The sequence below is a fragment of the Acidovorax cavernicola genome (genome assembly GCF_003581445.1).
Map to the genome: position 1 here is coordinate 49624 of NZ_QXMN01000023.1, position 23709 is coordinate 73332.

The 23709-nt window shown below is 66.5% G+C and carries 20 protein-coding genes and 3 tRNA genes; 8 read left to right on the forward strand and 15 right to left on the reverse strand.

The features are described 5' to 3' along the window. Window positions 1-945: 945 nt before the first annotated feature. Window positions 946-2436 (forward strand): hypothetical protein, encoded by a 1491-nt coding sequence (locus D3H34_RS18330; protein ID WP_119555535.1) that lies wholly within the window; start codon window positions 946-948, stop codon window positions 2434-2436. Beyond that, a complete protein-coding gene (locus D3H34_RS18335; RefSeq protein WP_119555537.1) occupies window positions 2436-3368 on the forward strand; it encodes a response regulator transcription factor in 933 nt (310 codons plus the stop codon). Before D3H34_RS18330 ends, D3H34_RS18335 begins: the two co-directional genes overlap by 1 nt. A gap of 24 nt (window positions 3369-3392) precedes the next feature. Here the strand turns inward: D3H34_RS18335 and D3H34_RS18340 are convergent, their stop codons facing one another. The 9 genes from D3H34_RS18340 to D3H34_RS18380 all read right to left on the reverse strand — a co-directional run bounded on the left by D3H34_RS18340 (window position 3393) and on the right by D3H34_RS18380 (window position 11605). Beyond that, a complete protein-coding gene (locus D3H34_RS18340) occupies window positions 3393-4088 on the reverse strand; it encodes a peptidoglycan DD-metalloendopeptidase family protein (RefSeq protein ID WP_286185896.1) in 696 nt (231 codons plus the stop codon). Window positions 4089-4278: 190 nt separating this feature from the next. Continuing rightward, window positions 4279-5682 (reverse strand): helix-turn-helix transcriptional regulator, encoded by a 1404-nt coding sequence (locus tag D3H34_RS18345; RefSeq protein ID WP_119555541.1) that lies wholly within the window; start codon window positions 5680-5682, stop codon window positions 4279-4281. After that, window positions 5679-6125, reverse strand: a complete 447-nt coding sequence (locus tag D3H34_RS18350; protein ID WP_119555543.1) for a hypothetical protein — start codon at window positions 6123-6125, stop codon at window positions 5679-5681. The genes D3H34_RS18345 and D3H34_RS18350 overlap by 4 nt, the downstream gene beginning before the upstream one ends. Before the next feature lie 625 nt (window positions 6126-6750). Then, a tRNA-Ser gene (locus D3H34_RS18355) sits at window positions 6751-6838 on the reverse strand. Window positions 6839-6870: 32 nt separating this feature from the next. Continuing rightward, complete coding sequence (hemW, locus tag D3H34_RS18360) at window positions 6871-8133, reverse strand: radical SAM family heme chaperone HemW (RefSeq protein ID WP_119555544.1); 1263 nt, start codon at window positions 8131-8133, stop codon at window positions 6871-6873. 3 nt (window positions 8134-8136) lie between these two features. Then, a complete protein-coding gene (locus D3H34_RS18365; RefSeq protein ID WP_119555546.1) occupies window positions 8137-8736 on the reverse strand; it encodes a non-canonical purine NTP pyrophosphatase in 600 nt (199 codons plus the stop codon). Window positions 8737-8806: 70 nt separating this feature from the next. Then, window positions 8807-9538 carry a ribonuclease PH gene (rph, locus tag D3H34_RS18370; protein ID WP_119555548.1) on the reverse strand — a complete coding sequence of 244 codons (732 nt, stop codon included), beginning with the start codon at window positions 9536-9538 and terminating at the stop codon, window positions 8807-8809. 145 nt (window positions 9539-9683) lie between these two features. Beyond that, the gene (locus D3H34_RS18375; protein ID WP_119555550.1) at window positions 9684-10592 is read right to left on the reverse strand and encodes a PP2C family protein-serine/threonine phosphatase; all 909 of its coding nucleotides are present in this window, start codon (window positions 10590-10592) and stop codon (window positions 9684-9686) included. Between the two features lie 5 nt (window positions 10593-10597). Further along, window positions 10598-11605 (reverse strand): serine/threonine protein kinase, encoded by a 1008-nt coding sequence (locus tag D3H34_RS18380; RefSeq protein ID WP_056573330.1) that lies wholly within the window; start codon window positions 11603-11605, stop codon window positions 10598-10600. 91 nt (window positions 11606-11696) lie between these two features. Here D3H34_RS18380 and D3H34_RS18385 point away from each other — a divergent pair, with 91 nt between their 5' ends. The 4 genes from D3H34_RS18385 to D3H34_RS18400 all read left to right on the forward strand — a co-directional run bounded on the left by D3H34_RS18385 (window position 11697) and on the right by D3H34_RS18400 (window position 15830). Then, window positions 11697-12620 (forward strand): YicC/YloC family endoribonuclease, encoded by a 924-nt coding sequence (locus tag D3H34_RS18385; protein ID WP_119555552.1) that lies wholly within the window; start codon window positions 11697-11699, stop codon window positions 12618-12620. A gap of 14 nt (window positions 12621-12634) precedes the next feature. Next, window positions 12635-13255, forward strand: a complete 621-nt coding sequence (gene gmk, locus D3H34_RS18390) for a guanylate kinase (protein ID WP_119555632.1) — start codon at window positions 12635-12637, stop codon at window positions 13253-13255. Window positions 13256-13286: 31 nt separating this feature from the next. Then, window positions 13287-13490 carry a DNA-directed RNA polymerase subunit omega gene (gene rpoZ, locus D3H34_RS18395; RefSeq protein WP_119555556.1) on the forward strand — a complete coding sequence of 68 codons (204 nt, stop codon included), beginning with the start codon at window positions 13287-13289 and terminating at the stop codon, window positions 13488-13490. A gap of 96 nt (window positions 13491-13586) precedes the next feature. Next, window positions 13587-15830, forward strand: coding sequence for a RelA/SpoT family protein (locus tag D3H34_RS18400; protein ID WP_119555558.1), 2244 nt, complete (start codon window positions 13587-13589; stop codon window positions 15828-15830). 16 nt (window positions 15831-15846) lie between these two features. Here the strand turns inward: D3H34_RS18400 and greB are convergent, their stop codons facing one another. Further along, the gene (gene greB, locus D3H34_RS18405; protein WP_119555560.1) at window positions 15847-16425 is read right to left on the reverse strand and encodes a transcription elongation factor GreB; all 579 of its coding nucleotides are present in this window, start codon (window positions 16423-16425) and stop codon (window positions 15847-15849) included. 96 nt (window positions 16426-16521) lie between these two features. On the opposite strand from greB, the gene D3H34_RS18410 reads away from it, so the two are divergent. Then, window positions 16522-17082, forward strand: coding sequence for a thermonuclease family protein (locus tag D3H34_RS18410; protein WP_286185891.1), 561 nt, complete (start codon window positions 16522-16524; stop codon window positions 17080-17082). An 85-nt stretch (window positions 17083-17167) separates the two neighbouring features. Here D3H34_RS18410 and D3H34_RS18415 read toward each other — a convergent pair. After that, a tRNA-Arg gene (locus tag D3H34_RS18415) sits at window positions 17168-17244 on the reverse strand. 218 nt (window positions 17245-17462) lie between these two features. On the opposite strand from D3H34_RS18415, the gene D3H34_RS18420 reads away from it, so the two are divergent. Continuing rightward, window positions 17463-17873, forward strand: coding sequence for an HU family DNA-binding protein (locus D3H34_RS18420; protein WP_119555562.1), 411 nt, complete (start codon window positions 17463-17465; stop codon window positions 17871-17873). A gap of 181 nt (window positions 17874-18054) precedes the next feature. Here the strand turns inward: D3H34_RS18420 and D3H34_RS18425 are convergent. The 4 genes from D3H34_RS18425 to D3H34_RS18440 all read right to left on the reverse strand — a co-directional run bounded on the left by D3H34_RS18425 (window position 18055) and on the right by D3H34_RS18440 (window position 23655). Next, a tRNA-Arg gene (locus tag D3H34_RS18425) sits at window positions 18055-18131 on the reverse strand. A gap of 82 nt (window positions 18132-18213) precedes the next feature. Then, window positions 18214-21342, reverse strand: a complete 3129-nt coding sequence (locus tag D3H34_RS18430; protein WP_119555564.1) for an efflux RND transporter permease subunit — start codon at window positions 21340-21342, stop codon at window positions 18214-18216. A gap of 16 nt (window positions 21343-21358) precedes the next feature. After that, window positions 21359-22516: an efflux RND transporter periplasmic adaptor subunit gene (locus tag D3H34_RS18435; RefSeq protein WP_119555636.1), complete on the reverse strand. Its 1158-nt coding sequence runs from the start codon at window positions 22514-22516 to the stop codon at window positions 21359-21361. A 230-nt stretch (window positions 22517-22746) separates the two neighbouring features. After that, the gene (locus D3H34_RS18440; protein ID WP_119555566.1) at window positions 22747-23655 is read right to left on the reverse strand and encodes a dihydrodipicolinate synthase family protein; all 909 of its coding nucleotides are present in this window, start codon (window positions 23653-23655) and stop codon (window positions 22747-22749) included. Window positions 23656-23709 lie beyond the last annotated feature (54 nt).

The following is a 23709-nucleotide window of genomic DNA, read 5'->3' on the forward strand; positions in this document are numbered from 1 at the left end:
TTCGGCAAGCCGAGGCCACGCGCGAGGCGGCAAGCCCGACGCAAGACGACTCTCCTTCGACGCTGTTCCAGAACTGCTTCATGAGTGACCGGGTGAACTCGTGCGGCCAGTCCCCACGAGCGTTCGCGTTCGGCATGCCCTTCGTGTCGGAAACGGTTGCCTCGCGCTTTCAATGCGAGCGAACTCTATGGCAATCGGCAATTCATTGGACGCCCGGAAAAAATCGATTCAAAGAAATTGATGACCTAATTCACACAATTAAAGAACCTTAGTACCCATGCTTTTCATTGCGTTGCGCTGTCGCATCAATTGATTTGAAAGTGATTTGTTTCGCATTGAATCCACAATTAAAACAAGTCAATTGCACGAGAAAAATCAATTCCTCCAAATGAAAATCGAGAAGCTACGAGGAGCAACCCGACAGGCGGCAGAAGACACGACCTCAAGCGAAACAGGAACATATCCGAGGCACCACGGAACTTTCTCACAAACATTTAAATAGATTTGTTAACGATTAAATCCAACTCAGCGCACGAACATCCGGCTCTTGAAACTTGCGCCTCGATCGAAAAATATCGACCCACAAAAACGCAGCATCCGGACGGTTGGATTCTTAATTTCCATTTGATTGACGCCTTGGCATCTTTGATTGTGAAAAAAATCACACTCCGAAGAATCACGCTCGTAACCAATCACAACTTTTCATCGAATAGGAAATACGAGGCAAATCAATGAAGCGCGGTATTCGCCGCGCTGCATGTCAGTCCAGGGAGATGCAAGTTGTCCACGTTCGCGAGTCGCAGAGCTTTCCGGGGCGCCGTCATGGCGTTCGCGGAAAGGCCGCCCCGGCCTGAGCCGGCCCTCTTCCTTTGCCCTCTGTGGGTCGCCGCACGCGACCGACACGCCGCCCGGATGCGGCGTCCGCGCTGAGGCCAGGCCCACGTCATGTCCACCATCTTTCTACCGGCGCTTGCGCGCCGGCTGGGCGCAGCTTTGTCTTGCGCCATCGCACTCCTGCCGCTCATGCCGCTGGCGGCCGCGGCGTCGCCCACCCTCGATGCCATCGGCCAGGCGCCGCGCAGCGTGCACCGGCTGAAGTTCCATGTCGACCCGGTGCTCGCCGCCGACATCGGCGCGGCGGAAGCGGGCCGGCGTCTCGTGCAGTATGTGGCCGACGTCAACAGCGTGTTCACCCGCGAGACGGTGCGCAGCTTCGTGTTCGACCCGGCCACCGACCTGCAACTGGTGGCGCCGTCGAAGGCACCCGCCTGCAGCCTCAACGACCTGGTGGACGGCGAGATCGTGGTGTGCCTGTCGGCCTCGCAGCGCGGCTACAGCCACGGCGGCCTGGCGATGAGCTGGACCTATCCGGTCAAGGGCGTGATCTGGAACCTCAACTGGCGGGCGATCCACGACCCGCAGCGGCTGTCGCGCGAGGTCACCGCTGCGGCGCCCGAGTCGACCGAGAAGGACTACCTGGGCCGCCAGCTCAAGACCCTGCTGCACGAGTTGGAACATGTGCATGGCGCCGGCTCGGGCGAGTACTACCACGCGAGCCATGTGACGGACACCACCGGCGTGGCACCGAAGGCCGACCTCGCACTCTCGAACCCGCGCGACCGCTACTGGTGGCCACGCCAGCACTGGCGCCAGGACCCGCTGCTGGGCAGCGTGTTCGAGGAGCGGCTCGATCCGCAGGCGAACCGCAGCGCCACGCTCGCGATGACGCGCTTCACCGAGGGCACGAAGGCGATGATCAACACCGACTGGCGCCAATGGCCGCGCTGGGCCGGCTCGACCTACATGGCCGCCACCGCGCAGACCCGGGTGGCGGTCACCGACCGCGCGACGGGACAGGCGCTGCCCGGCGCGGCGGTGTCGGTGTGGCGCGACCCCGGCGCGCAAAAGCCGCTGGAGCTGCTGGCCAGCGGCACGGCCGACGCGCAAGGTCGCTTCGTCTTCGACTGGGGCTGCGGGTTCAGCTGCTTCGCGGTCGGCAAGACCAACCTGCTGGTGAAGGCCGGCGCCACGGGGCGCGAGAACGGCGCCACGTGGTTCACCATCTTCGATGCCTTCGAACAGAAGGCGGTGCAGGGCCGCGCGCACTTCACCATCGACTTGGCGCTGGGCGGCGGCGAGACCGCGCCGCCGACGGTCTCGCTGGCCGAGACGGGCCCGGCGGTCGTCGGCCAGCCCCTCGTCCTCGTCCCGGTGGCGAGCGATGCGAGCGGCGCCGCAGGGGTCAAGGTGATGGTGGCGGGCAACGACCTGCCGGTCTGCACCTTCGTGGCCGCGCCGTATGCCTGCCACTGGACACCCGCCCGGCCGGGCGTGCAGACGATCCAGGTGCTGGCGATCAACGCGGCCGGCCGCTCCGCCATCGTGACGGCGAACGTGTTCGTTCAACCTGCCGGCGAACGCGTCGCGGCCCGCTGATGCACCCGGTCATTCCCATCGGCCATCCGGCGTTCTCGCTCGCACTGCACGGGGCGTGGATGCACGAGGGCGACACGGACACCGATGCCATGACGTCTGCGCGCAGGTCGCAGGCCGTTCGGCCGAGCGACCGCGCGCCCGCTTCCCGGGCTGCGGCCGGGCCTGCGCGCGCCTCGTCGACACACGGTCTCGAGGTCGCGGTCCATCGCGGCAACGGGCCGGGCGACGCCGTGCGGCGCATCGCGGTGCTGGAGCCATCGGACCCCGACCGGTACTTCGTGGCCAGCGCCCTGCGCACGGCGGGCCACGAGGTCGTGGAGTTCTCGCTGCTGCGCAAGTTTGCGCAGTCGCTGTCCGCCGGAGAGAAGTTCGACCTGCTGCTGCTCGCGCTCGACGGCTCGCACGACGTGATCTGGTCGACCGCCAGGTTCCTGCGGCGCCTGGCCGGCGGGTCCACGCCGCTGCTGTTGTTGATGCGGCCGGAGCAGTTGCTCGGGAGCCAGGTCATCGCCCCGGAGGTTGCCGACGACTTCGTGCTGATGCCATGCGAGGACTGCGAACTGGTCGTGCGCGTCCTGCGGGTGCTGGCCACCAAGGCCGAAAGAGAGAACGAGGTCTTCCGCTTCGGTCGTTTCGAATTCGATCCGATCGACTGCACGGTGCGCATCGACGGGCAGGGCACGCGCCTTCAACCGCGCCAGTTCGAGCTCGCGCTGTTCCTGTTCCGGCACGCGAACCGGGCGTACTCGCGCGATGAAATCTTCCGCGCCGTCTGGGGTGACGCGGGACCCTCGGGGCAGACCCGCACGGTCGATGTCCACATGACGCGGCTGCGCAAGCTGCTGAAGACGACGGGCACCAAGGATGTGTCGCTGGTGTCCATCCGCGGTTTCGGCTACCGGCTCTTCATGAACCTGCCCCCCAGCGCCTGAACCGGCGGGCGCTCGGCCCTCGCCTTACTTTGCGGGCAGGTACAGGCGCGGATCGACCGCCTTGCCGCGGTAGCGGATCTCGAAGTGCAGCCTGGCGCGACCGCTGCCCTCCGCCGGGCCGATCTCGGCGATCTTCTGGCCGCGCTGCACGCGCTGGCCCTGCTTCACGCCCACCTTGGCCACGTTCGTGTAGATCGACATGTAGGAGCCGCCGTGGTCGACCATGATGACGCTGCCGTAGCCGCGCATCGTCTCGGTCGCGGCCACCGAACCGGCGCCGATCGCGTGCACGGGCTCGCCGCTGCTGCCGCCGATGTCCAGGCCCTTGTTGCTGTTGCCGTTGAAGCCCGCGATGACCGCGCCCTGCGACGGCCAGCCCCAGTCGCTGCGCCGCGAAGCAGGCGGCACCACGGGGTCGCGTTCGCGGGGAGCGGGCGCGGGCCTGGCCTTTTCTGTAGTGCTGCCGCCACTGCCACCACTGCTGCGTGGAGGGGGCGTTGGAGCAGCCGTGGCGCCGCCCGGCGGCACCACGCGCAACACCTGTCCGGCTTCGAGCTGATCGGGGTCCTTGATCTGGTTCCAGCGTGCGATCTCGGCCGTCGTCCGGCCTGAACGCTGCGCGATGCGGTACAGCGTGTCGCCCGGCTGCACGACGTATTCACCGGGGCCCGCCACCGGCGTACTGGGCGTGGTGGAGCATGCGCCCACCATCAATGCCACTGCCAAGGAGAGGCATGCGCCCCATCTGCCGCCTGTCACAACCACGCGCGAAGTCCTTTCTGAATCTTGCGGATCGCGCGGTCCCGGGTGTCCGGAGCCGCGCCTGAATACCCGGCAAGGCTACCAGCAGTCGTTGCGCGGACATTGCGGCCCCAGGAACAGGCCGGTGCAGACCGGCCGGCGTCCACCCTCAATCCTTCGGGGTTTCGTCCTCTGTCTTCAACGCGAAAGCGCGTGGAGTGCATCCGAAGCGCTTGCGGAAGACCAGGGAGAAATAGGCGGTGTCCACGAATCCGCACCGAAGCGCCACGTCTTCGATCGATCCGTGTCGATACAACGGGGTCCTCAGCAACCGAGCGGCGTTCTTCAACCGCGCATCCTGCACCACACCCCAGAAAGTCACCCCGCGCTGAACGTTCGCGAACACCTTGTGAACGTACCGGGTGGAGATATTGAAGTCCGTCGCCAGGCTCTGTGCACTGACGTCCGGGTTGGAAAAGTTGTCGGCGATCCAGCGCCGCATGCGCACGTGGAGTTCGCGGTCGCGGGGAGACACCCGGCTCTCCGCATCGCCCGCCATCTTTTCAAAACCGTTCTGCGCGAACGCGAACGACAGCATCGACATCACGTGCTCCACCGCGAAGCCTCGCTCGACCGGGCTGCTGATGTGCCGCAGGTGCTCAGGGCTTGTGGCGCACAGGTAGGCCGAAAGCACCTGGGCCCATCCCTTGTCGCCCTTGAAGCAGGTTTCGGTCGCATCCGCAGCGTCCGGCAGCCACCGGTCGACCAGGACACGCGGCAATCCGATCATCCAGGAATTGGTGGCCTCCATCGAGGCCATGCGCCGGCCGTCCCAGGTGAACGTGACACGATTCGGCGGATTGAGGCGGCTGTAGCCGTAGGTCTTGCTGTCGATGACCGTGGTCCTGTCCGTGCGCAGTTGCACGCCCCCCACCGATACGCCTGCAGGCATGAAACCCACCAGTCCGCGTTTCTCGAGGCACAGAGCACCCGCCCACGCGTATGGCACGTTCAGGCTGTAGCGCCCATTGCCGTCAGTCACGACCGAATCGAGCGGAGGCGCACCGCACCCGCCCACTTGAACCACCACATTGGCGAGGCCTTTCTCCGCGCCATTGATCACCCCGTCATTGGCGACCCCGCCGCCCACCCCGTTGTCATTGAAGACCCGGCCGTTCAGGGCAAACGCCGGATTGTTGACGAAGGTACAGACGAGCTCGGAACCCGGCACCATGCGATTGGCCGGAATGGTGAGCACATTGCCATTCAGCGTGCCGATGACGCCAACGACGGAGGGAGTCGTACAACTCGCGCTGACCGGACGACGGGGCCAGCCTGGCGGCGCGTACTCCGTGATGGTCACGGCCTGGCCACTGGTGCCCGTGATCGTCGCGCCGGAAACAGCCACGCCATTGGCAACGGTGATCGTCTCGCTGCTCACGGCGAGCCCGGTCAGCGCGAAGCGGAACTCATACGTGCCCAAGTCGCCCTCCACGCGCTTGACGATGCGCAGCCTGGGCGTGTTGGCGACCACCGCCGTGACGGGCGTGGTGGCATCGCAGCGCTGGTTCAATGCCGTCGTGCAGGCGGCGTCACCGCCGCCGCTGAGATTGGCGGTATTGGTCCCCCGGCCCGCACCGATCGCCGATGCGGGAACGTTGACGGGAATGCGGATCGAGAACGTGCCCGGTGCGACGCCGGGCTCGACACGGCAGCCGGTGGTGGTGGCGCCTGGCCGTCTTCGGCCACGCCGTACAGGCCCAGGGGTTCCGAATGCGCGTAATAGCCTTCCAGGATCAGGCCGGGGGTCGTCTCGCCTTCGAGCGTGATGTGCAGATCCGCACCCACGCGCGTGAGGGTCACGTTCTCCGGCGCGAAGCCGTCTTCGCCCTTGAGCAGGTACTTGGCACCTGCCTGCGTCTTGATCTTGACCGGTGCCTGGCCCTTTGCGGCCATTGCGTGATCGATGTTCTTTCCGTTGCTGCTGACAACGACCTTCGTCTTCTTGGAAGCCATGTAAATCCTGTGCTCGCTGAGTGAAAAATGGGTCCGGGCCAGCCTGCGAGAACACGCATCCTGATCAACCGGTGGGGACATGGACGACTCTAGGAGGACCCTTTACGCAGGACCATCAGACGAGTCTTAAACACAGGCCAAAGGGAATAAGCCAGCGCAGCAAACGTGAAAAACTCCTTCCAGTCTTTCTGCCCTTTGCCCGGGCTCCGGGTCCCGCGAAAGACATCGGGCGCGGGGGTATTTCTGGTCCTCATTTCGAGGCGCAGGTCACCCGCTTGAATGGGAGGACATGGCGATCGCCCACCCCTTGAAGCAGGAGCGGGATGGTGCGGACGACTGAAAACTCGGGCACCGTTGAAGTGCTCCTGCACCGCGGGGTCGAGAGGGCACCCAGGCGGGATGTCGGCTGGTTTGCAGCCCTGCTCACGCGAGCTGGCAGCGTCAACAGCCTGGGTCGCGACACTCTCTGTAGTGCCCCGGAAATACCACGATGGATGCCACCATCGGAGCCTTGCCGAGGGCATCCGGCGGAAGACCTTGCCGGACTTGAAAGGACGGAATCCCCAATGAAAAGTCCCGCCACAGAGACTGCGCGGGACTTTCAAAAACTGACAGGGATCGATCTTGGCGGAGAGTGTGAGATTCGAACTCACGGACGCTTTCACGTCGGCAGTTTTCAAGACTGCTGGTTTAAACCACTCACCCAACTCTCCGGAACCATTGATTTTATGCCGACTGCGCAGCCCTACTCCTCATCGGGCAGGAACAGCGTCTGCAGGTCGCTCAGAAAGTCGAGCCCGCGCTCCGTAGGCCACACGCGGAACAGGTCGCGCGCGACGAGCCCCTTGCGCTCGGCCTCTTCCAGGCCGCGCTGGATCGACGTCATCGCCAGGCCCGTGCGCTCGCTGAACTGGGGCAGCGTGAAGCCCTGTTTCAACCGCAATGCGTTGAGCATGAACTCGAACGGCAGATCGGCCAGCGCCACTTCGTCGCTCTGCGACACGGCCATGCCGGCGCGCGCGTTCTCCATGTACAGGCGCGGCTCGCGATAGCGCACCTGCCGCACGATGCGGTGCGCGAAGCTCAGCTTGCTGTGCGCGCCGGCACCGATGCCGAGGTAGTCGCCGAACTGCCAGTAGTTGAGGTTGTGCGCGCACTGGTGCCCATCGCGCGCGTAGGCCGAGACTTCGTACCGCGCCATGCCGCTCGCGCCCGTGCGCTCGGTGATGCGGTCGAGCATGGCGTAGGCGATGTCGTCCTCGGGCAGCGTGGGCGGGAACTTGGCGAACCAGGTGTTGGGCTCGATGGTGAGGTGATAGATCGAGATGTGCGGCGGCGCGAGGGCCAGGGCCTGGGTGAGGTCGGCATCGAGGCCTTCCATGGTCTGGCCCGGCAGGGCGTACATCAGGTCGAGGTTGAAGGTATCGAAGGCGCTCGCGGCCTCTTCCACCGCGGCAATGGCCTGGGCACGGTCGTGCACGCGGCCCAGCGCGGTGAGGTGCTCGTCGTTGAAGCTCTGCACCCCCACCGACAAACGCGTGACCCCGGCCGCGCGGTAGGCGCGGAAGCGGTTGCGTTCGAAGGTGCCGGGATTGGCCTCGAGCGTGATCTCGCACTCGGGCGCGAGCTTCAGGCGTGCGCGCACATCGCCGAGCAGCCGGTCGATGGCTTGCGGCGAGAACAGGCTGGGCGTGCCGCCGCCAATGAAGATGGTGTGGACGGTGCGGCCCCAGATCAACGGCAGCGCGGCGTCGAGGTCGGCAACGAGTGCGTCGATGTAGGCGGCTTCGGGAATGCCGTCGATGTCGGCTTCGCTCGCGGCGCGCCACTCGTGCGAATTGAAATCGCAGTAGGGGCACTTGCGCAGGCACCACGGCAAGTGGATGTACAGCGACAGCGGCGGCAGCGCGGCAAGTTGCAGCGGGCCGGGACGCATCCAGTGCAGCACGTCATTGGCCTGGGGAGCACCGCCGGGTTGGGCGGACTGGATCGGAAAGACGGTGGCCATCGGTCAGAACCAGCGCTCGCGCATCAGGGCGAGCATGGCCTGCGCGGCGCGCCCGCGGTGGCTGTTGGCGTTCTTCACGTCGGGCGGCAGCTGGGCAAAGGTCTTGCCGAAGCTCGGCAGGTACATGACGGGATCGAAGCCGAAGCCGTTGTCGCCGATGGGTGCGGGCGCGATCTCGCCGACCACGCGGCCGACGGCGATGAGCGGCTCGGGATCGTCATGGCGGCGCAGCGCGACCAGCGTGCTGACCAGCGCGGCGCGGCGGTTGACCACGCCGTCGAGCTGTTCGAGCAGCGCCTTCACGTTATTGGCATCGCCCTTGGCGTAGCCGAACTGCGTGGCGTAGTAGGCGGTGTCGACCCCCGGCAGGCCGCCGAAGGCGTCGACACACAGGCCGGCGTCGTCGGCGATGGCCGGCAGGCCGGTGGCGGCGCTCGCGTGGCGCGCCTTGGTCAGCGCGTTCTCGACGAAGGTGCGGAAGGGTTCTTCAGCCTCGCCCACGCCCAGCCCCGACTGCGGCACCAGGGTGACGGACAGCTCGGCAAACAGCTGCTGGAGTTCGGCGAGCTTGCCCGCGTTGTTGGAAGCCAGAACCAGTTTCATGGAAAGTCAAAAGATGGCTGTGGTGCCCGATGCACGGGCGCCAGTGGCTGTGGTTGCGGTCGTCGTTCGGTCAGTTCGAAAGCAGGGCCTGCTGCTGCAGGCTCACGAGTTCGCCGATGCCCTTCTCGGCCAGGCCGAGCAGGATGTTCATTTCATCGCGCGTGAAGGCCACGCCTTCGGCGGTGCCCTGCACTTCGACGAAGTGGCCGGCGCCGGTCATGACGACATTCATGTCGGTGTCGCACGCCGAGTCTTCGGTGTATTCGAGGTCGAGCAGCGGCGTGCCGTCGACGATGCCCACCGAGATGGCGGCCACGTGCCCCTTGATGGGCGAGGCCTTGAGCGCGCCGGAGGCCAGCAGCTTGTCGACGGCATCCTGCGCCGCCACGAAGGCGCCGGTGATGGCCGCGGTGCGCGTGCCGCCGTCGGCCTGCAGCACGTCGCAGTCGAGGTGGATGGTGCGTTCGCCGAGCGCGGCGAGATCGAACACGGCACGCATCGAACGGCCGATGAGGCGCTGGATTTCCTGCGTGCGGCCGGTCTGCTTGCCCTTGGCGGCCTCACGGCTGCTGCGGGTGTGGGTGGCGCGCGGCAGCATGCCGTATTCGGCCGTCACCCAGCCTTCGCCGCTGCCCTTCTTGTGCGGCGGCACTTTTTCTTCAACCGAGGCGGTGCACAGCACGCGGGTCTGGCCGAACTCGATGAGCACGGAGCCCTCGGCGTGGATGGTGAAGCCGCGGGTGATGCGCACGGGGCGCAACTGGTCGGCGGCGCGGCCGCCGCTTCGTGTGAAAGCAGTCATGTGAAAACCCAAGAAAGAAAAAATCAGCCGCTCTTCAGCGGCAAGTTTGGGGAACACCGCGGAACCGGCTTTGCCGGGCCGCAGGTGTTGCCCCCTGGAAGGGGGTTGGCGCAGCGACACGAAGTGCGCGAAGACTGGGGGTCATCTAGCTTTTGCGAGCGGCGGAGCGTCGAATGGCTTCGTTGATCTCGGCGATGGAACGCTCGATGGCGTCTTCGTCGAGGTCGTCGATCTCGCTGTCGGACGGCATGCCGGCCTGGATGGTCGAGGCGAACACGCCGTCGTCGATGGTCTCGGTAGACACGCCACGGTCGTCGCCGGGCGTCTCGGGCATTTCCCACTCGAGCGCGATCAGCGTCACGTTGTCGCTGTGCGCGCCGCCCTTGCGCAGCGCCATCTCGGCGAGGTCCGGCGCGGCATCGGACACGGGCTTGCCGGACGAGAGGGTGTGCACGATCACCGCATCGTCGAGCACGCCCCAGACGCCGTCGGAACACAGCATGAGGCGGTCGCCCCGCTGCAGCTGCAGCGGCGTCGACACGTCGAACAGCGGCGTGGTGGGCGAACCCAGGCAGGTCAGCAGCAGGTTGCGGTTGACCGGCGCATCGGAGGCGCCATGCGGCTTGGGGCGCTCGGCGTGCGAATGGTCGCGGGTGCGGGTCAGCAGGCGGCCGTCGCGCACGACGTACAGGCGCGAGTCGCCGCAGTGCATCCAGGTGGCGGTGGCGTTCTGCAGCACGGCTGCGACCACGGTGGTGCGGGGCGTGTCGAGCATCGCCTTGTGGCTGGCGTAACGCATGATCTGCTGGTGCGCCGCCATGGCCGATTCGGCCAGGAAGGACTTCACGTCCTTCACGGTAGGGCGGGCCTCGCGCTGGTACAGCGCAGCGATGGTCTGCAGCGCCAGCTGGGCCGCCACTTCGCCTTCCGGATGGCCGCCCATGCCGTCGGCAAGCACGAACAGGCCCGACTCCCGCGTGTAGCAGTAGCCCATGCGGTCTTCGTTCTTGAGACGGCCGCCCTTGCGGCTGACCTGGAACACGGAGAACTTCATGTCGGTCAGGCCGGACGGGTGGTGGGCGCGGCGGCGCGGGGCAGGCTCTTCTTGTCGAAGGAGCGGATGTTGTCGATCGACAGGCGCACCTTCTCGCCGACCGTGAGCTTGGTGTAGCGGCGTTCGCCTTCGCGGCTGAGTTCTTTCTGCAGCGCGAACACCGACTGCGGGCGCGAAAGCGGGTCGAGCGACATGCACCACTCGACGACCTCGATGAGGTTGTCGGAATACACGCCGCGCAGGCGCGAGAGCGACAGGCTCAGGCGGTCCTTCTCGATGCGCCGGGGCGCGTCATTGGGCGGATAGCCCTGCATGCAGGCGTAGATGCAGGCGCCGATGGCGTAGATGTCGGTCCAGGGGCCCATCGACGAATCGCGCCGGTACATCTCGGGGGCGGCGAAGCCGGGGGTGTACATCGGGCGGATGAAGATGCCCTCTTTGCTGAGCACTTCGCGCGCGGCGCCGAAGTCGATCAGCACGGCGCGGTCGTCGTCGGTGACGAAGATATTGGCGGGCTTGATGTCCAGATGCAGCATCTTGTACTGGTGGACGATGCGAAGGCCGCGCAGGATTTCGTCGAACAGCGAACGGATGGTCGACTCGCGGAACACCTTCTGGCGCTTCAGGTCGCGCGCCGTGACCACGAAGTCCTGCAGGGTCGCACCCTCCAGGTAGTTCATGACCATGTAGACGGTCTCGTTCTCGCGGAAGAAATTGAGCACGCTGACCACCGACGCATGCGAGATCTGCGCGAGCGAGCGGCCCTCTTCGAAGAAGCTCTTGAGCCCCAGCCGGTAGAGCGACAGCTTCTCGGGCGGCACCTGCGGCGCCAGTTCGCCCGGGCCCCGCGTCGCGAGCGACGAAGGCAGGTATTCCTTGACGGCCACCTGCTGGCCGTTCGGGTCGATGGCGAGGTAGACCACACCGAAACCGCCTGCGGAAAGCCGGCGAACGACGCGATAACCGCCAATGACCGTATCGGGCAACAGGGGCGTAGGCTTGACCTTTGACATAATCCGGGAGTTTCGCCCGAAGGCGATGGTGCGGCAAGCGAACGCTGTACCGACGCCTCGGTGCTTGCAAGCAAAACCACAGTGAGGCGCAATGCCAGTTTACAGCATGACCGGCTACGCCAGCGGCCAGAACGGCCCCGCAGGCAGCCACCCCGAAGCCGATGCACGGCCCTCCGCCGCGGGCCGGCTCGGGGTCGAAATCCGCTCGGTCAACAGCCGCTTTCTCGACCTCACCTTCAAGCTCCCCGAAGAGCTGCGCCAGCATGAAACCGCGCTGCGCGAACTGCTCACGGCCAAGCTCAAGCGCGGCAAGGTCGAGGTGCGTGCGGCCATCGAGAGCACGTCCCAGTCGGGCGTGGTCGAGCCCTCCGTCAAGCTGCTGCAGCGGCTCAACGGCGTGCAGGACGGCATCCGCGCCTGGCTGCCCGGCGCACGCGAACTCAGCGTGGCCGACGTGCTGCGACTGGCCGGCAGCGACGGCGCCACCCGCGGCGACTGGGGCCCCGACCTGCTCGACGTGGCAGGCAAGGCCCTGGAGGCCCTGATCTCCGCCCGCCAGCGCGAAGGCACCCGACTGGCCAAGATGCTCGAGGCGCACCTGGCGCAACTGCGCACGCTGGTACAGCAGGCCGGCCCGCTGGTGCCGCAGCTGGTCGAACAGCAGCGCACCCGCTTCCTGGAGCGCTGGCAGGAGGCCATGGGCCTGACCGCCGGCACGGGCGGCACGCTGCCCGAAGCCGCCCAGGACCGCGCCCTGACCGAGGCCACCGCCTTCGCGATCCGCATCGACGTGGCGGAAGAGCTCACGCGGCTGAATTCGCACCTCGACGAGATCGAGCGGCTGCTCAAGAAGGGCGGCGAAATCGGCAAGCGCCTGGATTTCCTGATCCAGGAACTGCACCGCGAAGCCAACACCCTGGGATCCAAATCGGCCGCCCTGGAGCTCACGCGCATCGGCGTGGACATGAAGGTCCTCATCGAGCAGATGCGCGAGCAGGTGCAGAACATCGAATGACGACGAGCCTCAGCATGGACTACCCCGGCAATATCTTCGTGGTCGCCGCACCCAGCGGCGCCGGCAAATCGAGCCTGGTCAAGGCGCTCATGGAGCTCGACTCGGCCGTTCAACCCTCGGTGTCCCACACCACGCGCCCCCCGCGCGGGCAGGAAAAGCACGGGCGGGAGTACTTTTTCGCCTCCCCGAGCGAATTCGACGCCCTGATCGCGGCCGACGGCTTCGTGGAATGGGCCCATGTGCACGGCCACCGCTACGGCACGTCGAAGAAGGCGGTCGAGGAACGGGTTGCCCTGGGCACCGATGTGATCCTGGAAATCGACTTCCAGGGCGCACTGCAGATCCGCAAGACCTTCGCCAACGCGGTCATGATCTTCATCCTCCCGCCCAGCTGGGAAGAACTGCGCTCCCGCTTGGAGCGGCGCGGCGAGGACAGCGCGGCGGTGATCGAACTGCGCCTGAAAAACGCGGCCGAAGAGATGGCGCAGGCCGAGAAATTCGATTTCGTTATAATCAACGAGTTATTTGAGCGCGCGCTTTTCGATCTCAAGGCGATCGTCCACGCGCAGCGGCTACGGTATTCCGCACAGCGCCGAGCACGTGCCGACACTTTCGCCGCACTGAACATCCCCTGAATACCCGCTCACCGACCGAAAGAGTTTCATCATGGCCCGCATCACCGTCGAAGACTGCCTGACCCAGATCCCGAACCGTTTCCAGCTCGTGCTGGCAGCCACGTACCGCGCGCGCATGCTGAGCCAGGGCCACGCCCCGAAGATCGAAAGCAAGAACAAGCCGGCCGTGACCGCCCTGCGCGAAATCGCCGAAGGCAAGATCGGCATCGAGATGCTCAAGAAAGTGCCGGGCTGATCTTCTGACGCAGCCCCGCAACGAAAAGGCACCGCATTGCGGTGCTTTTTTTACGTCTGGACGCGTCCACAGGGCCGTCACGCTAAAGTGGTAGCCATGAGCGCGGTCGCCAAACCTCCGTCCCCTACGCCGAAACCGAGTCCGGCGGCGCTGAACGCGGCCGCCGCGAGTTTCGCCGCCCTGACAGCCCGCCTCGACTACCTGGGCCCCGAAGACACCGAACTGGTTCGCCGGGCCTACCGCTTCGCCGACGAGGCCCATCTCGGGCAGCTGCGCAACAGCGGCGAGCCATACATCACCCACCCCATCGCCGTGGCGGCGCAGTGCGCCGAATGGAAGCTCGATGCCCAGGCGCTCATGGCGGCGCTGCTGCACGACGCCATTGAGGATTGCGGGGTCACCAAGCCGGAACTCATCGAGCGCTTCGGCGCTCCGGTCGCCGAGCTGGTCGACGGGCTCACCAAGCTCGACAAGCTGCAGTTCAACACCCGGGAAGAAAACCAGGCCGAATCGTTCCGCAAGATGCTGCTGGCCATGGCGCGCGACGTGCGCGTCATCCTGGTCAAGCTGGCCGACCGCACGCACAACATGCGCACGCTGGCCGATGCGCCGCGCGAAAAGTGGGCCCGCATCTCGCGCGAAACGCTGGAAATCTACGCCCCCATCGCGCACCGCCTGGGCCTGAACCAGACCTACCGCGAGCTGCAGGACCTGTCGTTCCGGCACCTCAAGCCCTGGCGCTACGCCACGCTGGCCAAGGCCGTCGCCAAGGCGCGCGGACGACGACGAGACCTGATCCAGAAGGTGCAGAAAGAGGTCGAGACGGCCTTCTCCGCTGCTGGCATGACGCTGCGCATCGCGGGTCGCGAGAAAACGCTCTACTCCATCTACCGCAAGATGGAAGAAAAGCACCTGAGCTTCGCGCAGGTCACCGACATCTACGGCTTCCGGCTCATCGTGCCGAACGTGATCGCCTGCTACACCGGCCTGGGCATCCTGCACCAGATGTACAAGCCGCTGCCCGGCAAGTTCAAGGACCACATCGCGATCGCCAAGCTCAACGGCTACCAGTCGCTGCACACCACGCTGGTGGGCCCGGCCGGTGTGAGCGTGGAATTCCAGCTGCGCACGGAGGCCATGCACGTCGTGGCCGAGTCCGGCGTTGCGGCGCACTGGCTCTACAAGGCCGCCGAGCCCAACGCCGCGAACAACGACCGGCTGGGCACCAAATGGCTGCAGTCGCTGCTCGACATCCAGGACGAGACGCGCGACGCCGCCGAGTTCTGGGACCACGTCAAGGTCGACCTGTTCCCCGACGCCGTCTACGTCTTCACGCCCAAGAGCCAGATCATGGCGCTGCCGCGCGGCGCCACGGTGGTCGACTTCGCGTACGCGATCCACAGCAACATCGGCGACCACACCTCTGCCGCGCGCATCAACGGCGACCAGGTGCCGCTGCGCACCGAGCTGAAGAACGGCGACGTGGTCGAGGTGATCACCGCTCCCGTGTCCACGCCCAACCCTGCCTGGCTGGGCTTCGTGCGCACCGGCCGTGCGCGCTCCAAGATCCGCCACTACCTGAAGACCCTGGCACATGCCGAGTCCGAAGGACTGGGCGAGAAGCTGCTGGCGCAGGCGCTGCGCGCCGAGGGCCTCGGCAAACTGCCCGAGGAAGACGAAGAACACCAAGCGCTGTGGGAAAAGCTGCTGCGCTTCACCGGCAACCGCACCCGCGCCGAGCTGCTGACCGACATCGGCCTGGGCAAGCGCATTGCGAGCATCGTCGCCAAGCGGCTCATGGCGTTGCTGGCCGAGATCGGCGAGCGCCCCGACGCCCTCCTCCTGAGCCGCGAGCGCTTCACCTCGCACGAGGCCGTGTCGCAAGGCGCCGTGACGCTCGACGGCAGCGAGAACTCTTCCGTGCGCTTCGCACAGTGCTGCCGGCCCATCCCCGGCGACCAGATCGTCGGTTACCTCGGGCATGGCGAGGGGCTGGTGGTGCACACCGAAGACTGCGGCGTCGGCCAGCGCCTGCGCAACAAGGACAGCGAACGCTTCTTCGCGGTCGAGTGGGCCGACGAGCCCACGCGTGCCTTCGAAACCGGCGTGGTCATCACCGTGCGCAACGACAAGGGCGTGCTGGCCCGCGTGGCGGCCACCCTGGCCGATGCCGAAGCCGACATCACGCACGTGGAAATGGCCGACGAGACCCCGCAGGACTCGACCGACCTGCGCTTCGTGATCGCGGTGCGCGACCGTGCGCACCTCGATGCCGTGCTGCGCGCCGCACGCAGGACCGCGTCGGTGCTGACCGCGGCGCGGACGATTCCCGCGCCCTGAGGTTTCAGTTCGGCTGTCAGCTCGCCGCTGTGCGCGGCGCCGGGTAGCTCACCGAAAGAATCTCCACCTCGTGCGCCCCGCCGGGCGTGACGAGCTTCACCACGTCGCCTTCGCGCGCCTTGAGCAAGGCGCGTGCGATCGGGGAAATCCAGCTGACCTGCGACTTGGCGCTCTCGGCTTCGTCGATTCCGAGAATCGTGACGCTGCGCTCGTCCCCAGCCTCGTCGGCATAGCGGACCGTGGCACCGAAGAAGACCTGGTCGCGCCCATGGTGCACGGAAGGATCGGTGATCTCCGCGATCTCGAGCCGCTTGCCGAGGAAGCGGATGCGCCGGTCGATCTCGCGCAGGCGCTTCTTGCCGTAGAGGTAGTCGCCGTTCTCGGAGCGGTCGCCATTCTTCGCAGCCCAATGCACAGCCTCGACCACCTTGGGGCGCTCCTCGTCCATCAGATGGAGCAGTTCGTCGCGCAGGCGCGCGTAGCCCTCGGGCGTGATGTAGTTCTTGCTGCCCGCCGGCAACGCGGGCGCGGTGCCGCCCGAGCCATCATCGTCGTCCGCATCGGCGTCCGACTCCTTGGTGAATGCCTTGTTCAATGCAGAGTCCTTCAAATCGGAAATACTGACGGCTCTTCGCGCCGTACAAGCCGGTGAGTTTGCCGCAACCGCAGCGCCCAGGAGACAGGAGCCCTCGTGATCGCCACCCGACATCCATCACACCGCCGCGATATCCCGGCGAAGCTTCGTCTTGGCGTTCTTGCTGCCCTTGCGAGCGTGCTGGTCTTTCTTCCCTTCACCACCCACGCCAGGTCACAGACCTGCTTCGTCGTGAGCATCCACAGCGGCGACACCCTGACTGCCCGCTGCGGCGATGCGGCCAACGCCGGCGCCTGGCGCCGCGTGCGCCTGCAGGGCATCGACGCGCCGAAGCCCGGGCAGCCTTTCGCGGAACAGGCCCGCCAGAAGATGCACGACATGGTTCGCCTGAAGCCCGCGGATGTCGATTGCGACGCCCCTGCATCGCGCGACAGCGAGTTCATCTGCCGCGTGATGGTGGCACCGGATTCCGCGCCGAACGGCCCGAGAACACTCGACGCGGGATTGGCATTGCTGACCGTCGGATTGGCACGCTGGCAGCCCGCGCACGCACAGCGCCTGTCGCCCCAGGAGCGCGGGCAGTACGAGTTCGCGGAGGTGGAAGCGAAGGCCAGACGCGCCGGCTTCTGGAAGGACGCACAACCCGCGCGGCCTTGACGCTGCGGGCAAGACGCAATGAGCGGTCAAAAGAACCGGCCAAAGAAAAAGGGTTAGCTCGAAAAACGAGCTAACCCTTGAAGAGTGGTGCGGCTGGCAGGAATTGAACCCACGACCCCTTGGTTCGTAGCCAAGTACTCTATCCAACTGAGCTACAGCCGCACAGCTTTCGATTATAGCCTGTTTTTTGGCCCGTCCCCATCTTTGTGATCGAAAGCTGAAAATGCGGACGAAAGCGGCTCGCCATGCGGCCTGTTGCAGCGCATCGGGCGCCCCTCGTTCCAAAGAGGCCTGTCCGACCCGGTACACTCCGCCCCGCCCGGAAGAAGCCTGGGCCGCCGTAGGCAACACGGCGCCATACCAATCCAAGGAAATCCTGAATGAACCGCATCGAACTGGTCGAGAAGATCGCCACCACCCACACCCTGAGCAAGGCCGAGGCCGCACGCGTCCTCGAGACGATCACCAGCAGCATCGTCGCTGCCGTGAAGAAGGGCGACGCGGTGCAACTGGTCGGCTTCGGTACTTTCAAGCAAGTCGCGCGCGCTGCACGCTCGGGCTTCAACCCCCAGGCCGGCACCAAGATCAAGATCGCCGCCACCAAGGTGCCGAAGTTCGTCGCCGGCTCCGCCTTCAAGGCCGCCATCGACCCCAAGGCCGCCAAGCGCAAGGCTGACAAGGCCGCTGCTGCACCGGCTCCCAAGAAGGCCGCCGCTCCCAAGAAGGCTGCTGCCACGAAGGCCGTCGTCGCCAAGGCTCCCGCCAAGAAGGCCGTCGCCAAGAAGAAGTGAGGTGCGGCGATGGCTGTGCCGGCCTGGCCGGGCAGTTGTCTGTCTGTATCGACATCGAAAGCCGCCTTCGGGCGGCTTTTTTGTGGGCGCGCGCCGCGCAGCGATACAGGCCACGGAACCCTTTCGAAGGCCCCAAACGAAAATAGCCTGGAAGGAGAACCTTCCAGGCTATTCGAGAGTGTGGTGCGGCTGGCAGGAATTGAACCCACGACCCCTTGGTTCGTAGCCAAGTACTCTATCCAACTGAGCTACAGCCGCGCAGCCTTGAATTCTACCCCGCCGAAGGCCCTCTTCCGGCGGCACCTTCAAAAAAGCTTCGCGGCACTGCGATGCGTTGGCCTCAGGCCACTTGCTCGGTGCCCGCCTTGCGCCCCGCCAGCCTTGCGGCCATGCGCTTCACCAGCAGGTAGAACAACGGCACGAAAAAGATGCCCAGTGCCGTCGCCGCGAGCACCCCGCCGAACACGCCGGTGCCGATCGCGACCTGGCTGCCCGAGCCCGCGCCGGTGGCGATCGCCAGCGGGATCACGCCCGCCAGGAAGGCCAGCGAGGTCATCAGGATCGGCCGCAGCCGCAGGCGTGCGCCTTCGGCCACCGCGTCGAGCACCGGCACGCCACGGCGCAGCGCCGCTTCCGCGAACTCGATGATCAGGATCGCGTTCTTGGCCGACAGGCCGATGGTCGCGAGCAGGCCGACCTGGAAGTAGATGTCGTTCGACAGCCCGCGCAGCGCCGCCGCGATCACCGCGCCCAGCACGCCCAGCGGAATGACCAGCATCACCGAGAACGGCACCGACCAGCTCTCGTACAGCGCCGCCAGGCACAGGAACACCACGAGGATCGACAGCGCATACAGCAGCGGCGCCTGGCCACCCGACAGCCGCTCCTGGTACGACAGCCCGCTCCAGGCCTGGCCCGTGCCGCTCTGCTTCTTCGCGATGGTCTCGATGGCCGCCATGGCCGTGCCCGAGCTGATGCCCTGCGCGGCCGCGCCCTGGATCTGCACCGCGGGCAGGCCGTTGTAGCGCTCCAGCTGCGACACGCCCTGCGACCAGCGCGTGGTGGCGAAGGCCGAGAACGGCGTCATCGTGCCCGCGCTGCCGCGCACGAACCACTGGCTGATGTCGTCCGGTTCCGCGCGGTACGGCGCATCGGCCTGCACGTACACGCGCTTCACGCGGCCGCGGTCGATGAAGTCGTTCACGTAGCTGCCGCCCCAGGCAATGCCCAGTGTGGTGTTCACGTCGTCCAGCGACAGCCCCAGGGCCGAGGCCTTCAGCTGGTCGATGTCGACCTGCAGCTGCGGCGTGCCGGCCACGCTGTTGGCGCGCACGGACTGCAGGCGCTTGTCCTTGTTGGCCTCGCGCACCAGCCGTTCGCGCGCCCGCACCAGCTGCTCGGCGCCCATGCCCGAGGTGTCCTGCAGCCAGAACTCGAAGCCGTTGGATTCGCCCAGCCCCTCGATCGGCGGCGGCACCATGCCGAAGACCTCGGCATCGCGCTGCTGCTTGCCCAGCGCCGCACCGGCGCGCTCGACGATGGCGTGCGCGCGCTTGTCGGCGCTCGAGCGTTCAGACCAGTCTTTCAGCGAGACGAACGCCATGCCCATGTTCTGCCCCGAGCCGCCGTAGCTCCAGCCGGTGAGCGTGAAGATGGTGTCGGTCGTGTCTTTCTCGGCTTCGAGGAAGTGCTTCTCGACCACGCGGTTCGCGGCATCGGTACGGCTCGACGCGGCGCCGGCGGGCAGCGTGAGCATCACCATCACGCTGCCCTGGTCCTCTTCCGGCAGGAAGCCGCCGGGCAGGCTGACGTACAGCAGGCCCATGCCGGCCACGATGACGGCATACACCACCGTGAAGCGCAGCGGCTTGCGCAGGATGCGGCCCAGCACGCTCGCGTAGCCGCCTTGCGCAGCGTCGAAACGGCGATTGAACGCGCCCAGGAAGCCGCGGGTGCGCGGCGGCACGCCGGGCTTCAGGAAGCGCGCGCACAGCGCCGGAATGAGCACGATGGCCACCACCACCGACAGCACCATCGACGCGATGATCGTCACCGAGAACTGCCGGTAGATCACGCCCACCGAGCCGCCGAAGAAGGTCATCGGCAGGAACACCGCCGACACCACCACCGCGATGCCCACCAGCGCGCCAGTGATTTCCTTCATCGACTTGATGGTGGCGGCCTTCGGATCGAGCCCCTCCTCGTGCATGACGCGCTCGACGTTCTCCACCACCACGATGGCGTCGTCCACCAGCAGGCCGATGGCCAGCACCATGCCGAACAGCGTGAGCACGTTGATCGAATAGCCGAAGGCCGCGAGCACGCCGAAAGTGCCCAGCAGCACCACCGGCACGGTGATCGCGGGGATCACCGTGGCGCGCCAGTTCTGCAGGAAGAGGAACATCACGACCACCACCAGCGCGATGGCCTCCAGCAGCGTCTTGATGACCGACTTGATCGAGATCTTCACGAAGCGTGTCGTGTCTTCCGCGTAGGCCACGCGCAGGCCCGCGGGCAGCGAGCGCTCGAGTTCGGCGATGCGCGCCTTCACCGCGTTGGCGGTGGTCAGTGCGTTGGCGCCGGGTGCCAGCATCACGGCCGAGCCTGCGGCCGGGTGGCCGTTCAAGCGCGTGCTTTCGGCATACGACTCGCTGCCGATCTCCACGCGCGCCACATCGCCCAGCCGCACCACGGCGCCGTCGGCCTGGGTCTTGAGCACGATGTCGCGGAACTGCGCGGGCGTCTGCAGCCGCGAGAGCGCGGTGACAGTCGCATTGAGGTGCTGCGTCGGCGGAGACGGCCGCGCGCCGATCTCGCCCACCGACACCTGCGTGTTCTGCGCGGCAATCGCGGCGGTGACGTCGGACGGCATCAGCTGGTAGCTGGCCAAGCGATGCGGATCGAGCCAGATGCGCATCGCGTACGCCGCACCGAAGGCCTGCACCGAACCCACGCCGTCGACACGGCTGATGGGGTCGCGCAGGTTGCTGGCCATCCAGTCGGCGATGTCGGTGTCGGTACGCTGGCCGGTCTCGTCGTAGAGCGCCACGATCAGCAGGAAGTTGTTCTGCGACTTGGCGACCGTCACGCCCTGCTGCTGCACCGCCTGCGGCAGGCGGCTGGTGGCCTGGCTGACCTTGTTCTGCACCTGCACCTGCGCCGTGTCGGGGTTGATGCCCTGGCGGAAGGTGACGTTGATCTCGGCCCAGCCGGCGGCGCTGCTGGTCGACTTGAAGTACATCAGGCCGTCGATGCCCTTGAGCTGCTGCTCGAGCACCTGCGTGACGCTGTTTTCCACCGCCTGCGCCGAAGCGCCGGGGTAGTTGGCGGACACGACCACGGTGGGCGGCGCGATGTCTGGGTACTGCGACACCGGCAGCGTGCGAATGGCCACGCCGCCGGCCAGCATGATGAGGATGGCGATGACCCAGGCGAAGACGGGCCGCTGGATGAAGAAATTGGCGATCACGGAATGTTGTCGTTTCTCAATCGGCCGGCGAAGGCGCGGCGGCGGACGACGCGCTCGCCGTGGACACCGGCACCGGCTTGACCTTCGCGCCGGGTTGCGCGCGCTGCAGGCCGTCGACCACGAGGCGGTCGCCATCGCGCAGGCCCTGGGTCACGACCCAGTGCTCGCCCTCGGTGCTGCGCACTTCGAGCGCGCGCAGCTCGACCTTGTCGCCGGCCCCCACCACCAGCGCGGTCGGCTCGCCCTTCTCGTTGCGGGCGACGCCGCGCTGCGGCGCGAGGATGGCTTGCCGTTCGACGCCCGAGCCGACCTGCGCGCGCACGTACATGCCGGGCAGCAGCAGCCCTTGCGGGTTCGGAAATTCCGCGCGCAGCGTGACCGAGCCGGTGGCCGTGTCGACGCCCACTTCGGAGAACTTCAGCGTGCCGGCGTGCGGGTACGGATGGCCGTCCTCCATGCGCAGGCTGACCTGCGTGCTGGCCGGCGCCATGTCGCCCGAGATGAAGCGGCGCTTGAGCTTCGTCAGCTCCAGGCTCGACTGCACGACGTCGACATAGATCGGGTCCAGCCGCTGGATCGTGGCCAGCGCCAGCGACTGGCCCGGCGCCACGAGTGCGCCTTCGGTCACGGCGGAGCGGCCGATGCGTCCGGCGATGGGCGCGGTGATGCGCGTGAAATCGAGGTTGATGCGCGCCGCCTTCACCGCCGCCTGCGCGGCCTTCACGCCGGCTTGCGCCTGCACCAGCGCGGCCTGCGCCTCTTCGTGCTCCTGCCGGCTCACGGCATTGGCCTTCACCAGTTCGCCGAAGCGCTCGGCCTTGGCACGCAGGCTGGCGATGGAGGCTTGCGAGGTCGCGAGCGCGGCCTGTGCCTGTTCATGGGCGGCCTCGAACGGGCCGGGCTCGATCTCGTACAGCACCTGACCGGCGCGCACCATGCCGCCCTCTTCGAACAAGCGCTTGCGCACGATGCCGTTGACTTGCGGGCGCACCTCGGACACGCGGTAAGCGGCCGTGCGGCCCGAGAGTTCGGTGTGCACGGCCACGTCGCTGGCGTGCAGGGCCACCACGCCGACTTCGGGCGGCGCGTCATCGGTGGCGGGGGGCTGCTTGGCGCCGCATGCGGCGAGCGCGAGCAAGGACAGCGGAAGCAGGCGCTTGAAAGAGAGGGTCATGGCCATCGGGAATCGCGGTGCGATGCGCACGAGGAAGCACCCTGCTCGTTACATTTGCACCCAAATGGTGCATTTTGCATTCAATGTTGCATTGCAACCTGAAGGAATCCTTTGGTTCCCACAGGTAAAAGCGGGCCATGCAGAACACCAGCCCCATGCCACATGGGTCCATGGCGGAGCGGGCGGCATGAGGCCCTGCGGCACAGCAGCACCGCGGGCCTTGCCGGCGATCAGTTCCGGCCGGGCTGCGGCCTCGCGTCGATGGCCTTCAGCAGCGCCTGGAGTGTCTGGACACCCTCGGCGCCAAGCCCGAGCAGCGGCGCGCGCGGCACGCCCGCCTCGAAGCCGCGCAGGCCGAGGCCAGCCTTGATCGTCGTCGGCAGGCCGCCCTGCAGGATGAAGCGCAGGATCGGCAGCTGGGCATAGAACACGTCGCGCGCGCGATCCAGGTCGCCTGCGGTGCAGGTGTCGTACAGCGCCAGCGGCCAGTCGGGAATCAGGTTGGGCGCAGCGGTGCACCAGCCGATGGCGCCGGCCGCGAAGGCTTCGAGCGCCAGCGGGTTGCTGCCATTGAAGAACGGAATGCCGCCATCGGACAGCTGCCTCAGCGTGTGCATGCGCTGGATGTCGCCCGAGCTTTCCTTGACCATCGTCGCGTTCTCGATGTCCTTGACGATGCGCACGATCAGCTCGGGCTTCATGTCGACGCCGCTGGTGGCCGGGTTGTTGTAGACCATGATCGGCACGCCCACGGCCTGCGAGATCGTGGCGTAGTGGCGAAAGATCTCGTCGTCCGAGAGCTTCCAGTACGACACCGGCAGCACCATCACGGCATCGGCGCCTGCGGCTTCGGCGAACTTCGCCTTGCGCACCGCGTTGCGCGTCGTCAGGTCGGAAATGCCCACGATGACCGGCAGGCGCTTGCCGACCTGCTGGATCGAAGCCTCTGCGACGGCATCCCATTCGGTGTCGTCGAGGTAGGCACTTTCTCCGGTGCTGCCCAGGGGCGCGATGCCGTGCGATCCGCGTTCGACGAGACGGTCGATGAGACCGCGCACCGCCGGAAGGTCCACACGGCCCGTGGCCTTGTCGAACGGCGTGACGGGATAGGAAATGATGCCTTTGAATGGAGCGCTCATGATGTCCTTGGAATCTCTCGGTGAGGGAAGTCGTTGCAGGGCGGGATGCGGTGC